Origin of the sequence: Sporomusa termitida, assembly GCF_007641255.1 — a bacterium.
Classification (GTDB): Bacteria; Bacillota; Negativicutes; order Sporomusales; family Sporomusaceae; genus Sporomusa; species Sporomusa termitida.
This window is the reverse complement of record NZ_CP036259.1, coordinates 3,806,765-3,820,976: the sequence shown is the minus strand read 5'-3', so window position 1 is coordinate 3,820,976 and position 14,212 is coordinate 3,806,765. Positions and strand designations below refer to the sequence as shown.

10 protein-coding genes and 1 other annotated feature are annotated in these 14,212 nt (G+C 50.9%); of the genes, 5 read left to right on the top strand and 5 right to left on the bottom strand.

Features of this window, described 5'->3' with window-relative positions:
- Positions 1-71 precede the first annotated feature (71 nt).
- Positions 72-1,274, bottom strand: coding sequence for a metallophosphoesterase (locus tag SPTER_RS17930; protein WP_144351635.1), 1,203 nt, complete (start codon positions 1,272-1,274; stop codon positions 72-74).
- Between the two features lie 316 nt (positions 1,275-1,590).
- Between SPTER_RS17930 and SPTER_RS17925 the strand changes: the two genes are divergently transcribed.
- A complete protein-coding gene (locus SPTER_RS17925; protein ID WP_246105345.1) occupies positions 1,591-2,133 on the top strand; it encodes a hypothetical protein in 543 nt (180 codons plus the stop codon).
- A gap of 180 nt (positions 2,134-2,313) precedes the next feature.
- On the opposite strand, the gene cshA is transcribed toward SPTER_RS17925, so the two are convergent.
- Positions 2,314-3,729 (bottom strand): degradosome RNA helicase CshA, encoded by a 1,416-nt coding sequence (cshA, locus tag SPTER_RS17920; protein ID WP_144351634.1) that lies wholly within the window; start codon positions 3,727-3,729, stop codon positions 2,314-2,316.
- A 508-nt stretch (positions 3,730-4,237) separates the two neighbouring features.
- Here cshA and SPTER_RS17915 point away from each other — a divergent pair.
- Together SPTER_RS17915 and SPTER_RS17910 are read left to right on the top strand one after the other, a co-directional pair.
- Positions 4,238-6,151 (top strand): [Fe-Fe] hydrogenase large subunit C-terminal domain-containing protein, encoded by a 1,914-nt coding sequence (locus SPTER_RS17915; RefSeq protein WP_144351633.1) that lies wholly within the window; start codon positions 4,238-4,240, stop codon positions 6,149-6,151.
- Between the two features lie 611 nt (positions 6,152-6,762).
- Entirely contained in the window at positions 6,763-7,734 is a 972-nt protein-coding gene (locus SPTER_RS17910; RefSeq protein ID WP_144351632.1) for a P1 family peptidase, read from the top strand.
- A 4-nt stretch (positions 7,735-7,738) separates the two neighbouring features.
- Here SPTER_RS17910 and SPTER_RS17905 read toward each other — a convergent pair whose 3' ends face one another.
- The 3 genes from SPTER_RS17905 to SPTER_RS17895 all read right to left on the bottom strand — a co-directional run bounded on the left by SPTER_RS17905 (position 7,739) and on the right by SPTER_RS17895 (position 10,675).
- Positions 7,739-8,905, bottom strand: a complete 1,167-nt coding sequence (locus SPTER_RS17905) for an aminotransferase class I/II-fold pyridoxal phosphate-dependent enzyme (RefSeq protein ID WP_144351631.1) — start codon at positions 8,903-8,905, stop codon at positions 7,739-7,741.
- Entirely contained in the window at positions 8,902-9,381 is a 480-nt protein-coding gene (locus SPTER_RS17900) for an Lrp/AsnC family transcriptional regulator (protein WP_144351630.1), read from the bottom strand. Before SPTER_RS17900 ends, SPTER_RS17905 begins: the two co-directional genes overlap by 4 nt.
- Positions 9,382-9,431: 50 nt before the next feature.
- Positions 9,432-9,643, bottom strand: a binding site (T-box leader).
- Between the two features lie 60 nt (positions 9,644-9,703).
- Positions 9,704-10,675 (bottom strand): ABC transporter substrate-binding protein, encoded by a 972-nt coding sequence (locus SPTER_RS17895; RefSeq protein WP_144351629.1) that lies wholly within the window; start codon positions 10,673-10,675, stop codon positions 9,704-9,706.
- Between the two features lie 369 nt (positions 10,676-11,044).
- Here SPTER_RS17895 and SPTER_RS17890 point away from each other — a divergent pair, with 369 nt between their 5' ends.
- Together SPTER_RS17890 and SPTER_RS17885 are read left to right on the top strand one after the other, a co-directional pair.
- Positions 11,045-12,580 (top strand): sensor histidine kinase, encoded by a 1,536-nt coding sequence (locus SPTER_RS17890; RefSeq protein ID WP_144351628.1) that lies wholly within the window; start codon positions 11,045-11,047, stop codon positions 12,578-12,580.
- Positions 12,573-14,144 carry a response regulator gene (locus SPTER_RS17885; protein ID WP_144351627.1) on the top strand — a complete coding sequence of 524 codons (1,572 nt, stop codon included), beginning with the start codon at positions 12,573-12,575 and terminating at the stop codon, positions 14,142-14,144. Before SPTER_RS17890 ends, SPTER_RS17885 begins: the two co-directional genes overlap by 8 nt.
- The last annotated feature ends 68 nt before the right edge of the window (positions 14,145-14,212 follow it).

Below are 14,212 nucleotides of genomic sequence, written 5' to 3'. Positions count from 1 at the left end.
AACAAAAAGAACCGTCCTGGCCTTCACCGTGTGAAGCGGGACGGTTCTTTGATTGTCCTCAGCTCGCCTCGCTATGATGTCAAGGTAAACATGCTGATTTCCGGCGGACAGCCCAGGCGGAAGGGAAACCAGTGGCCGGCCCCGCTGCTGACATAACCGTACACGCCATTTTCCTGATACAGGCCACGCATATAAAGATGGTTGCTAACCAGTGGCCGGCCCCCGATGTTTAGCTGGCCGCCATGGGTGTGACCAGCCAGTGTCAGGGGGATTTGAGCAGCAAAACCATCAATCAGAAAATCGGGATGATGGGCCAGTAAAATCTTAAAGGCACTGGCAGGAATGTTCTTGCTGGCGGCGGCAAAACACTGCAGCCGGCGGGTGACGCTGACGTCCAGGGCCGAACGGGAAACATCTGAACCAGGATAGTCTACTCCTAACAGATAAAGAGGTTGCGCCCCGGCCACAATTAACTGACTGTCATTTTCCAGCAGCACGGCCTTGCTTTTCGCTACTTCTGCCCGAAACCGTTCAATATCACGAATATATTCATGATTGCCGATGCAAAAATAAATACCGCAGGGAATAAACGGCTGGAGCTGATCCAACCGCGCCAGGGCCGGTTTTAGCAGGCGCAGATCATCGGCGAAGTCCCCCGTTATAGCCAGCACATCGGGTTTTTGCTCTTTGATCAGCCGGATCACAGTATCTAGGCGATCCAAGCTAAAATATGGCCCCAGATGGGTATCGCTTATTTGCCCGATTTTAAAATTCTGTAGAGAAGCAGGCAAATTGGAAAAAGTCAGCCGATATTGCTGCACAAGCATTTCCGCTTGAGCCTCGTATATCCCTTTTGCTCCCGTTCCTACTGAAATCAGCGGCAAGACAGCGGCCAAGCCGGTTAAAAAGCTCCGTCTTGTTATAGCCGGTTGGCCTGAATACGGCGCTGCCGGCTTTGGCTGGCGCAGGCTTAGCAGCCGTTCTGTCACATAACAGAGCAGTTGCAGCAGGATGAGCACCAACTGTCCAAATAACCAGGCTAAGGCCAGATAGAGCAGCCAATAAAATATTTCATCGTCCGGATTCATTGGCGATAAATTCCGCCGCCGGGTATAAATCATCACCACGACGGCTGCTGCCGTAATCAACAGATAGGTATAGCGAACAGCCGGTTGGCGGTAAACGGAAAACCGCTGTTTCAGCAGCAAGTAATTGAGCCAGCCGATTAGCCCGGTTGCCACCAGCAGGATGAACATCATAGTAAAGAAACGCATACATCTCCTCCAACTGCGTAATAGGCGGATTTGGCCTGAAAGCTTAAACTAATCGATAAATTTTAACAGACTATACATTCCAAACGTAAAGCAGCCTGTATTAAAATTCTATGTTCGCTTACGATATTCCTACCACTAAAACCGGGCCGGAGATTTGCCGGCCTCCGGTTTTAGCCTGGGTGTGTAGCGCCAGATAGTTGAAAAAACTGTGTTTCTGAACAGGCAGGGATCGCTATTTTTTTTATAACAGGACTACAGCTTACAGGAATCGGGCTTTGTCCCGGCGAAGGATTAAGTTAACAGTTCGGGCCAAATAATGCTGCAAAAGGAGGGTTTTGTCATAAAAAAACGATTATTATTGGTGCTTTTGTGTTGCTTCCTGCTGCCAGGGCCGGTACAGGCTGAGGAACAGGCCGAAACTTCGCCGCTGGACTGGCAGATTAGTGTGCTGAAAAAACCAACGGCTGAGGATCTTGAACGGCAGCGCTGGTCTTATGTTTTTGCCAATGATATCGGCAGGTATGCCTTTGACAACAAGTCGCTGCGTAAGGATGAAGCCGACAAAAAGCTGGTTTATGTTCTGGTTAAAACCATTTTTACGGACCCTGAGGTTATTGGCAAGCTGACCGAAAAGTACAAACAGCAGCTGCCGGCAAATGATAAAGTCGCCTACAGTGAAATGCAGATGGTGTTTCAGGTCAGGGGAAAAAAGTATGCTGTGACCGAGAGCCGGGTATTCAGCGAACAGGGAACGTTACTGGAGGAAACCAAGAAGAGTGCTAAGTTTGCCGCCGTTACCCCCAAAACATTTGCTGACTCCATGTATGATATTGCCAGAAACTATGAGAAAAACAACTAAAATAATGGGCAGGCCGAGGTTAAAATGATGTTCCGCAGGCAGATAATATGAAAGCCAGCCATGCCGGAAAATAGATTTTTGCTATTAAAGCAAACAGACAGTTTCCCTCAGGGAAACTGTCTGTTTGCTTTAATAGGGCTGGCTTCGCTATTGTCCGGGAGGTAAGCCCTCTGGTCGGTCTTATTTTTTGTAACCGCCTGTTTTATAACGTGGCTTGCCGGAAGCAGTATCTTTCCGGTGCTCTGGCTGGCGGCGTTTGCTGCCAAAGGAGCGGGTCCGTAATGGTGCCTCTTCCGTAATTTTAATGGGAGTGTTGTCAGGTTCCTTGGTTAATAGCTTTAACGCCGCTGACAGCAGGGATACAGAGTCGGTCTCAGCGAGCAGTTCCTCGGCCCGGCCCCGATAGCGTTCCAGGTTACCTTCCTCGATCTGGTTAAGCAGCTTCTCGATGGCCAGGCGTTGCTGGCCTTCGATAGCATCATTGACGGTGGGGACGGTCATGCGCACGATTTTCCGCTTGGTAATTCGTTCAATGGAACGAAGCTGTTCCAGCTCGCGGGGAATGACAAAGGTGGTTGCCAAGCCGGTTTGGCCGGCCCGGCCGGTACGGCCGACGCGGTGTACATAACTTTCGGGGTCCTGAGGGATATCAAAATTATATACATGGGTAACGCCGCTGACATCGAGACCTCTGGCGGCAACATCTGTGGCCACTAAAATATCGACGATACCTTCTCTGAACTGCCGGAGTACGGCATCCCGCTTAGCCTGAGTCAGGTCGCCATGAATGCCTTCCGCCGAATAGCCGCGTTTTTTTAACGCCTCGGTCAACTCATCCACCCGGCGTTTGGTCCTGCCGAAAACGATAGCCAGTTCCGGCGACTGGATGTCCAGGAGACGGCAAAGTACGTCAAATTTCTGCCTGTCGTGCAGTTCGTAATAATGCTGTTCAATAAGCGGAACAGTGACTTCTTTGGATTTAGTACTGATAAGGACAGGATCTTTCAGAAATTTTTGCGCCAGGTTTTGAATCTGTCTGGGCATGGTTGCCGAAAACAGCAAAGTCTGGCGTGAATCAGGGGTAGTGCTCAGGATTTTCTCAATATCCTCAATAAAACCCATGTTGAGCATCTCGTCGGCTTCATCGAGCACCACCATTTTGATGTCGTTAAGCCTGATGGTGCGCCGGTCCATGTGATCCATCAGCCGGCCCGGGGTTGCGACAATAATGTGCGGCTTTCTTTGCAGGGCTCTGATCTGCCGTTGTATGTCCTGTCCGCCGTAAATAGGCAGGGCGCGAATTTGTGAGAACTGGCCAAGTTTATTCAACTCTTCCGCAACCTGAATCGCCAGTTCGCGGGTCGGGGTTAATACGATGCCCTGAATACCACCGAGGATGTTTTTCAGGTTTTGTAATAAAGGAATACCAAATGCGGCTGTCTTGCCTGTGCCTGTTTGTGCCTGTCCGACTAAATCCCTGCCTGTAAGCAAGGTGGGAATAGCCTGTTCCTGGATGGGAGTTGGTTCTTCAAAGCCCATATCAGTAAGAGCCCGAATTGTCAAATCACTAATTCCTAGCTCTTTGAATTTTTCCAATGAATGTTGCCTCCTTTTATTCATGTCTTTTACATAGTATCGCCAGTAGATAACATATTGTATACGTAGGGTGCTGCGCTCAACCGTCTGTGAATGTCACCCCTGAACATCCTTATATCGATTCCGAAGTCCACAATTATTCAGAGTCCGGTGATTATCTGTAAACTCAAAATCAATTTTTGCCGTAATAAGAGACGCAACGCAATTAAAGAGAATGGCTTTGACTATGCTCTAATGGTAAAGCCTGAGAATAAGCTATACCCTGAATAATAATTATAACATTATATTCCAAAAAAATATATAGTTATTTCCTATTAATTTTTGATAATTTTGCAGTAATCGTTTGTTATAAGCGTAAAACCTTCTATAATAATGTTGAAATACCAGATTATGTAATAAAATACATATATAAAGCAGAAAATTGCCATTATTTAGCGAAATTTATCGGGCTATGTGATAGAATGAACTTGTTGTAATTTTAAATTAACTTTGTATTGGGGGGAGTCGCATGTCAGATATTTTACTGACTAATGAGGAAAAATGTGCCGGCTGTAACAAATGTATTGCCAAATGTCCGGTAAGTGCCAATATTGCCTATGCTGTTGGCGGACAGAATAAGGTCAAGGTTGATCAGGTCAAGTGTATTCACTGTGGGGAGTGTCTGGATGTCTGCGATCACCAGGCCCGGGATTTCGCCGATGACACGGAAAGGTTTTTTGCCGACCTTAAGCAGGGCGGTAAAATCTCAGTGGTTGCCGCTCCGGCTGTACGGTTTAATTTTGACTATAAAAGGTTATTTGGTTATCTAAGGTCACTCGGGGTAAAGGTAATCTATGATGTGTCGTTTGGTGCTGATATTACTACCTGGGCTTATTTAAAGGCAATCAAAGAATATAAGCTTGATTCTGTTATTGCCCAGCCCTGTCCGGCGATTGTTAATTATGTTGAGAAGTATAAACCGGAATTAATATCCCGGCTGGCGCCTATTCACAGCCCGATGCTGTGTACTGCCGTCTATCTCAGGCAATATGCCGGGATTAAAGATAAGCTGGCCTTTTTGTCACCCTGCATTGGCAAGATTGACGAGATCAATGAAACGACCACCCAGGGACTGGTTGAGTATAATGTTACTTTCAGGAAAGTAGAAGAATACCTTGTACGCAATCACATTGTTTTATCCCAGTATCCTGAGGCCGATTTTGACGGCGACACCTGTGGGATCGGCCTTACTTTCAGCCGGCCGGGCGGGTTGCGGGAAAATGTCGAGCACCATACCGGCGACGGCGGCATCTGGATCCGGCAGGTGGAAGGGCCGCAGCATGCCTACCACTATCTGACGGAATATGCCCAGCGGGTCAAGGACGGCAAGCCGCTGCCCCTGCTGGTTGATATCCTTAACTGCATGAATGGCTGCAATAAAGGAACAGGCACGGCCAAGGATATCCCTATTGATGACATCGACTATATGATGAACAGGCTGAAAGCGGCCAAGGTTAAAGAGCAGAGTAAAAAGATGTTTTATAAGAAGGTATATGCCTTATTTGCAAAATTTGATAAAGAACTCAGACTCAGCGACTTTACCTGCCAGTATCAGGACGAGTCCGGCAGTGTTACGGTTCCGGACTCGTCCGCTGCAGCCATTAGGCCGGTATTTGCCAGGCTGCATAAAACGACTGAGGACTCACAGAACATAAACTGTTATGCCTGTGGTTTCGGCAACTGCCGCAATTTTGCGCAGGCTGTTGCCAACGGGTTTAACCATCCTGATAACTGTATTGATTATAACCGGCAGGAATTGGCCCGGGAACACCAGGAGGCAATGGGGAAGAACCGGGAGATTGAAGAAATGATGGCGGAAGTGAAAGTCCTGAGTGAGGCGCGGTCGGCCGCGGCCAGCCGGCTGGAGGAACGGGTCCGAGATATAAACAGCGCTATTCAGGAGGTTTCGCTGGGCAGCAGTGAAAATGCCAGGAGTATTGAGGCCATTAACCTGGAGGTGCTGTCCTTACTCCAGACTGCCAATGAACTCCGGGATAGTGTACGTCAGGTGGAAGCCAAGCTGCAGAGCTTTACCCAGGCCTCGGATGAGATTGTCGGTATTGCCGGCCAAACCAACCTGCTGTCCCTGAATGCGGCTATTGAAGCGGCCCGGGCCGGCGAGCATGGCAAAGGGTTTGCGGTGGTGGCCAACGAGGTGCGAATTTTGGCTGACAGGTCTAAAGATACGGTTGCCTCCACGCAAGCCAGTGTAGATGCGATCGCCGGGCAGATCGAAGCCATATTTAGTATATCCAATGTCCTGGAAACCAAGATGGATGCAGTAAGCTCGGAAATCACCAGCATTTCGGCAACTATCCAGGAGGTTACGGCAAAGTGCCAGGAAATAGCGGCAACCGCCGACAGTCTGGTAAATAAAACCTAGCATTAATGGAACAGGCCGCAGCCCGGAGTGGACTGCGGCCTGTCGGTAAAGTACGAGTACCTTGACCGGGTTGGAAATTTGGGTTAGGTTGGGGAGATTTTTCGTTCTGCTAGGCGGAGGACGCTAGCTGATTCATTAAGATCTGCTTGAATGAGCCGGTAGGCGAGAGGTCGCTTATTACTTGCGCGGGCCGCGCATAGCGGACATATGTAAGGCGACGACAACGAAGCAGGGCGGAAAAGATCCGCAAGCTAAGCAAAGTTTTGATCCGGTCAAGGTACTAAAAGCTTAACATTTTGTCGAATCGTTATCGCAGAAGCAGAAAAACAACAGAATGATAATAATAATGATAATTGAACACGAATTACTGCCTTTGCCAAACCCACTCATTGAGTAGTCCCCCTCTTAATCTATTACGCTAACCAGCGTTGATTTGTTGCATTGTATGCGGGCGGGGCGGTTTTGGTTAGCCTTTGGAGGAAATATTCTGCTGAACCAAGAAGTCAAGGGGAATAATAGGTTGCAAGAGGAGGGCAATAATGGCTTTGTTGTTGGTGCAGCGGCGGCAGTAATCCCTGAATATCTGGTCTACCGAAAGGATGGTAAGAACGATGGCAAAACTGACTGATATTGCCGGTATTGAGATTGGCCATGCCCAGGATTTTACTGCCGCCACCGGCTGTACAGTTATCCTGTGCCGGGAGGGCGCTGTGGCCGGGGTTGATGTGTGGGGCGGCGCTCCCGGTACGCGGGAAACAGATTTATTGAAGCCGGTAAACCATGTTGACAGGGTGCAGGCCGTATTACTGGCGGGCGGCAGCGCTTTCGGTCTTGACGCCGCGGCCGGGGTTATGCAGTATCTGGAGGAACAGGGGGCCGGGTTTGATGTTGGCGTAACCAAAGTGCCGATTGTGGCCGGGGCGGTCCTGTTTGACCTGACTTGCGGCGATTACCGGGTCAGACCGGATAAGGCCATGGGCTATGCCGCCTGCCTGGCGGCTGCGGGGCCGGTGGTGCCTGAAGGGTCGGTAGGGGCCGGGACCGGGGCGACGGTAGGTAAGGTGTATGGTATGGAGCAGGCTATGAAAGGCGGGATCGGCACCTGCTGCCTGACGGCCGGGCCGCTGCTGGTGGGGGCGATTGTGGCTGTAAACTGCCTCGGCGATGTTGTTAACCCTGTAAACGGCAAGATTCTGGCCGGTGCTTTTAACGAAACTCCGTTTCGCTTTCTCAACTGTGAGCAGGGGCTGATTGACCGGTACGAACAGCATGCCGGCCTGTTCACCGCCAACACGACAATCGGTACCGTAGTCACCAATGCGGCATTAACTAAAAGTGAGGCGAATAAGGTGGCCTCCATGGCCCATAATGGTTATGCCCGGACAATCCGCCCGGCCCATACTCTCTTGGATGGTGATACTATTTTTACTCTGGCTACCGGCCGGACGGCAGCCAATGTCAATGCCGTCGGCATCCTGGCCGCTCAGGCTGTTGCCCAGGCCGTCATCCGGGCTGTAACCCAGGCGGCACCGCTGGCAGGTTTTAGGTGCTGCCGTGAGCTGGCGGCCAATTACGGCTGTTAATCATTTAACGGTGTTGTTGGACAAAACGCCCGATTCTGCTCAACGCTTCGGTAAGATTGCCGATGGAGGAGGCATAAGAGCAGCGGATGAAGCCTTCGCCGCTGGCCCCGAAAGCATCGCCGGGAACAACCGCTACTTTTTCCGACACCAGGAGTTCTTCCGCAAATTGCGTGGAGGTCAGGCCGGTCTCTGTAATGGACGGGAAGATATAGAAGGCGCCTTTCGGCTCAAAGCAGGTCAGGCCAATATTCTGCATTCCCTCCCGCATGAGCTGGCGGCGGCAGTTATACTCGGCCACCATTTTTTCCATTTTGTCTTTGCCGTGGCGGAGGGCTTCGATGGCCCCCAATTGAGCGGTAATTGGCGCGCAGAGCATGGTGTACTGGTGAATCTTATTCATGGCGGCAATAAAGTCAGGATTGGATAAGGCATAGCCGATCCGCCAGCCGGTCATGGCATAGGCTTTGGAAAACCCGTTTAAGAGAATTGTGCGGTCCCGCATGGCCGGCAGACTGGCAAAACAGGTATGGGGTCCGTCGTAGGTCAGGTCGGCATATATTTCATCCGAAATAACAATCAGATCATGTTTTTCCGCAAATCGGGCAATGGCCGCCAGTTCTTTTTGGGGCATAATGGCCCCTGTCGGGTTGTTGGGATAACCGATTAATAATGCCTTGGTGCGGGGCGTGACCAGCTTTGCCAATTGTCCGGCAGTGACGCGGAATTCGTGGTCAATGGTTGTTGGCACCGGTACCGGCACACCGCCGGCCAGCAGCACGCAGGCTTTATAGGATACATAACAGGGTTCGGGGATCAGCACCTCATCGCCGGGGCTGAGCAGGGCCCGGACTGCCAGATCCAGAGCCTCGCTGACGCCAACGGTGACCAGGACCTCCTGGCGGGGGTCATAGTTTACGTTGTAGTTATTATAAATCGTCTGGGCAATGGCTTCCCTGAGCTCTAACAGGCCATAATTTGAGGTGTAGGTGGTGTAGCCTTTATGGAGTCCATGGACGCAGCTTTCACGGATATGCCAGGGGGTGATAAAGTCGGGTTCGCCAACACCGAGCGAGATAACCCCTTTCATTTCCGCGGCGATATCGAAGAACCGTCTGATGCCTGAGGGGGGAACTGCTTTAACGGCCGGTGACAGGCGGTCGGCCCAGTTCATGGCGACACCACCAGCCGGCGGTCGTCTTCCCGGTCTTCGATGATAACACCGGCATATTTATAGCGTTTTAACATAAAATGGGTTGTCGTGCTGATAACACCGTCAATGGTCGATAGCTTGGTGGCCACAAACTGGGAAACCTCTTTCAGGGTGTGGCCTTCCACCATGACGCTCAAATCATAAGCGCCTGACATCAGATACAGGGTGACTACCTCGGGAAACCGGCAGATGCGTTCGGCTATGGCATCAAAGCCCACCTCCCGCTGGGGGGTAATGCGCACGTCAATAATGGCGGTTACCCGGTCTTCGCCGACCTGCTCCCAATTAATGATCGGCTGGTATTTGACAATGACTTTCTCGGCTTCCAGCTGTTTAATCTGAGCGGCAACCTCGTCCTGGGAACGGCGGAGCAGGGCTGCCAGCTGTTCCAGCGGCTGGGTACAGTCTTTTTCCAATAGATCCAGTAACTCTTTCATGAATAGATAGCCTCCTAAAGGTGTAATAAAAATAAAAAATCCCGTCCTTAGAAAAGGACGGGATCATAGTTCCCGCGGTACCACCTAGATTAGCCGGCAAGCGGCTCGCTCTGACCTGTTAACGCCAGGCAACGGTAGCACTTACTGATTTCAGCCTACAGCTCAAGGGTGGCTTTCCCAAAATAGCTTCCGCCGGTTTTCACCCTAGCCGGCTCTCTGGAGGGTAAGACTGTTTTGGTACTGTCCCTGTCATCACATGCTTCATTGTTAATTTGTACTTATAGTATCATAAAAAATAATGCAAGGCAAGTCAAAGGGGCAATTAAAATTCGGTGCTCATATCCTTGATTAACTTCGGTATCTCAACCGTTTGGGTAAGTAAGCCGTTTTGCAGCAAAAAATCCTGGGTTTTTTCCAAATCACGGATGTCGTCGCCGGTGATTGTCGGCTTGAAGTCATACCAGCCATACATCTTTTGGACATCTTCCACCGCTATGCCGGTTTCCTCCGCCGTCAGCCGGTATACCTCGTCCGGATGGCTCTGCATATAGGCTAAGCTTTGCCGGTGGACTTTCATATAGCGCTTAACAAGCTCAGGGTGTTCCCGGAGAAACTTTCCTTCCACCGCAATGACAATCGTGGCGTCCAGCAGGCCCTCCCCGGTGGTAATAATCCGGGCACCGGCTGCCACTGCTTGGGGCACAGCCGGACCGGCCACCAGCGCCGCATCGGCATTGCCGGCCATCAGGGCTGTAACCCCCTGGGGAATGCCCGTATTGACAAATTTAACAGTATCACCGGCAATGCGCTGCTGTTTGAGGGCCGCCAGCAGCAACTGGTGGAGGATGGTTCCTTTCGGTCCGGCCACTGTCCAGCCTTTAAGGTCGGCCACGGTTTGTATTGCCGGATCTTTGGTCATAATGACGAACGCCCTGGGGGCCCGGCTATGGATGCCGATGATTTTAATGTCAAGGCCGTTAGCTGCTGCCAGTATAGCCGAGGTTCCGCCCAGGGCGCTGCAGAAGTCCAGTGAACCGGACGCTAAGGCGGCTGTCATTTTCGGACCTTCGGTTATTTCCGGAAACGCAACCTTGATATTGTCGCCGGCAAATTCTTTTTCAAACAGCTCCAGTTTTTTCTCAATAATCGAAGGGACGTTGAGCGGCAGTTTGACATAGGCAATATTGATAGTGGCGGGGTTTTGAGCGGCGGGCCGGTTTGTTTGCTTTATGCTCCAGCCTGCCGCTGTCAGGACCAAAAGGATGATCAGCATAAATACAATTTGTTTCTTCATGGGATACACCACTCCTTTGGCTTTATTTATTTCCGTGTCATGCCGTCATGATGGCTTGCAGTACCTGCGTCCTGAAGGCGTAAGAAACGGTATCCAGGATCATAGCCAATAGCGGGCAGCAGGAAACCTTTTAAAAAATTCATAGGTATGGCTGACTCCTTCAGGGGTATATAGCTAGGTTTAATGCATTTGCCAGTAATTTATGGCTAATTTCGACGCAGTTACATGTAAATTCCTGCAATTTCTGGATTATCCTACAATGGCCGACTTATTATTTTAGTGCCGGCAGGATTATACAGAATTTGACTAGAATAGAATCCCTTTGAATAACAGATATCCTTATTTGACTTGCGGAAGGAGGCGGCGGTGTTGGGGTATAGCAATATGGAAGGGGCCCTGTTGGTTTTGTTTTTTTTTGCTATTGCCGTGGCTATGCCGCTGGCCGGTTTTTTGCTTGGCAAACGAAATAGCAGTCTGTTTTCGGCGGTTAGCTGGCTGGCTTTGTGCATAGGCAGCCGGTTATTGGCCCAAGTGGAAATCAAGCGGGAATTTATTGCTGTCCCTTTCTTGTGGGAGCATGTTGCTTTGCTGGCCGCTTGCTTATTGCCGGCCGCATTTTACCGTTTGTTGGAGCACTATGTATGCCAGGGAACGCATGTCTGGCTGGCGCGTTTTGTCAGGCTGCATGTTGTGTATGCGGTAACTGCCCTCTTATGGGTAGCGGCCAAGCCCGCGGCCGGGACTGAGGCCGGCTGCTTACTGGTATGGATTACAGCAGGCACCGGTTTGGCTGCCGGAGGGATTATTGTCGGCCGGGCCGTTTATGGCAGCTTTGCCGCCAGAGTTGTTGCCGCCGGCCTGGGGATTTTGGCCGTCATACACGGGTTGGGCCTGCTGGCTGCGGCGGGGGGAGCAGTCTGGCCGGGGCCATACGCGGCCTACTGGGGCTATGGCCTTATGGTACTGATTTTTTTATTGCTGCTGCGGCGCCGGTTATCAGAAGAGAACGCCAGCAGCCGGCGGGTTCTGGCCAGGACCTGGCGAACGTTACATGAGCCGGGGCGTGAGGCGGGGCTTAGGAGCGGCAAAGCGCCGCTGGCGAAGGAACTGGTGCCTGGAGAACCGGCAGAGCCGCTGCCGGCAACGGACAGTTCGTTAGGGCAGACAGCCGGTACAATTGTTACTGCCGACGAAATCGCCCGCTTCGCCCACGAGATAAATTCACCTCTGGGAACAGGCATAATGGCGGCCTCTTATCTGGGGCAGGAAGTGGAAACATTAACCCAGTTATATAAGCAGGGGGCGGTTAGGAAGTCCGATCTGGAAAAACATCTTACCCTTTATAGTGAGTCAGCGGGCAGTATCCTGGCCAACCTGCAAACCGCAGCCGAACTGGTTGCTGATTTCAGAAAACCAGCAACCGGCGGTGAACAGCGCCGGGTATTCAGTATTGCCGCCCAGCTTAATCAGGTGTTGACGGCCCTGAAGCCCCGGCTTACTCAGGCCGGGCACACGCTGGAGTTAAGGTTTGATGCGGATATTCGCATGCATGGTTTCCCGGGCCGCCTGCAGCAGATCATTGCCAATCTGGTCCTTAATTCCCTGGCTCATGCCTATGAACAGGGGGAACAGGGGCATATGCTGTTAAGGCTAACGCAGGAAGACGGGATGGCGGTACTTGAATATGCCGATGATGGCAAAGGCATAAGCGAGAGTACTCTTGGTCATATTTTTGATCCTTATTTTACGACTAAGCGGGAGCAGGGCAATACAGGACTGGGGCTTAGTATTATTAAAGAGATCATCACAACAAGGTTTGGCGGCACAATCGAGTGCCGCAGCCCTGCCGGTAAGGGTGCCATTTTTACAATAAGGTTGCCAATAGGAGAGTTGAAACATGAGTAATGAAGCCGATAACCTGATTTTTGACACAGAAGATGAGGACAGCCTGCTGGCATTTGCCCCGGAGCTTGAACCCGGTGACCGTGCCAGGTGGAAGATCATTATCGTCGATGATGACAAAGGAATTCATCAGATAACCAGAACAATTCTCCGGGAATTTACCTTTGAGGACAAGCCCTTACAGTTTTTGAGCGCCTATTCGCAGGCCGAAGCCAAAGAACTGGTGCGGCGTAACCCGGATGTGGCCGTAATTTTGCTGGATGTTATGATGGACGGTGATAAGGCCGGGCTGGAAGTGGCCCGGTGTATCCGGGAAGATTTGAATAATCATCTCGTCCGGATTATTCTGCGGACCGGTCAGCCGCAGGAAGCACCGGAGGAAACGGTGATCCGCGACTATGATATTAACGACTACAAAGAAAAGACGGAGCTTACCGCCCGGAAACTGACGACGACCATCATTGCCTCGCTCCGGTCTTACCGGGATATTGTCAATCTTGACAATAATCGCAAAGGACTGGAAAAGACCCTGGAATCGGCGGCGGCTTTATTGGAGGCCCAGTCGCTGAAACGTCTGGCAGCCTGTGTATTGACACAGTTATTATCAATTCTTAGTATTAATGCCAGTCACCGGGCCGCGGCCATTGCCGGTTTTGTTGCAGTCAAAGAGGCTAACGGTGAGTTTTATATCCTGGATGGCACCGAGAAATACTGTGGTATAGTCGGCTGCCCGGCCAGACAGATGGCGGCCGGCGATCTTGATGCCATTATCGACAAGGCCCGGCAGAGTAAAAGCGGCATTCATGCGGACAACTGCTTCATTCAGTATTTTAAGGGAAAAAATCAGCATGAAAGTTTTATCTATTTAGAAGGCTTAGACAGCTTATCGGACTGGGAAAAAAATCTGATCAATATTTTCGGGATGACAGTAGCGGCCACCTTTGATAACAGCTTTCTTACCCAGGAGATTGAGGACACCCAGAAGGAAATTATTTTTACCCTCGGTGAGTTCTCGGAAGTCAGGTCCAAGGAGACCGGCAATCATGTGCGGCGGGTGGCTGAATACTCTAAGCTGCTGGCTTTAAAATATGGCTTGCCGGAAGAAGAAGCCGAATTAATCAAACTGGCCTCGCCAATGCATGATGTCGGTAAACTGGGGATTACCGATTCTATTCTCAATAAGCCGGGCAAGCTGGCGCCGGAGGAGTTTGAGGTCATTAAAGCGCACGGGGTTCTGGGCTACGAGATTCTGCGCAGTTCTAACCGTAAAATCCTGCAGGCCGCTGCCCTGATCGCCCTGCAGCACCATGAGAAATATGACGGCACAGGCTATCCGGACGGTATAAAAGGGGAAGCTATTCATATTTATGGCCGCATAACGGCCATTGCTGATGTCTTTGACGCTTTAGGCAGCAAACGGGTTTATAAACCCGCCTGGCCGCTGGATAAGATTCTCGAATACTTTACCTGCGAACGGGGCCGCCACTTTGACCCCCTGCTTGTCGACCTCTTTCTTGCGAACCTGGAGGAGTTTCTGAATATCCGGGATACCTTCAAAGATTTATAAATGGTGAATTTCTTTACTCTGCAGGTATTAGAACGGTATAGCTGCCGGATAATATCTCTATAATACAC

Coding starts and splice junctions, on each gene's coding strand:
- SPTER_RS17930 (WP_144351635.1), bottom strand. CDS start 1,274: ATGCGTTTCTTTACTATGATGTTCATCCTGCTGGTGGCAACCGGGCTA.
- SPTER_RS17925 (WP_246105345.1), top strand. CDS start 1,591: ATGCTGCAAAAGGAGGGTTTTGTCATAAAAAAACGATTATTATTGGTG.
- SPTER_RS17915 (WP_144351633.1), top strand. CDS start 4,238: ATGTCAGATATTTTACTGACTAATGAGGAAAAATGTGCCGGCTGTAAC.
- SPTER_RS17910 (WP_144351632.1), top strand. CDS start 6,763: ATGGCAAAACTGACTGATATTGCCGGTATTGAGATTGGCCATGCCCAG.
- SPTER_RS17905 (WP_144351631.1), bottom strand. CDS start 8,905: ATGAACTGGGCCGACCGCCTGTCACCGGCCGTTAAAGCAGTTCCCCCC.
- SPTER_RS17900 (WP_144351630.1), bottom strand. CDS start 9,381: ATGAAAGAGTTACTGGATCTATTGGAAAAAGACTGTACCCAGCCGCTG.
- SPTER_RS17895 (WP_144351629.1), bottom strand. CDS start 10,675: ATGAAGAAACAAATTGTATTTATGCTGATCATCCTTTTGGTCCTGACA.
- SPTER_RS17885 (WP_144351627.1), top strand. CDS start 12,573: ATGAGTAATGAAGCCGATAACCTGATTTTTGACACAGAAGATGAGGAC.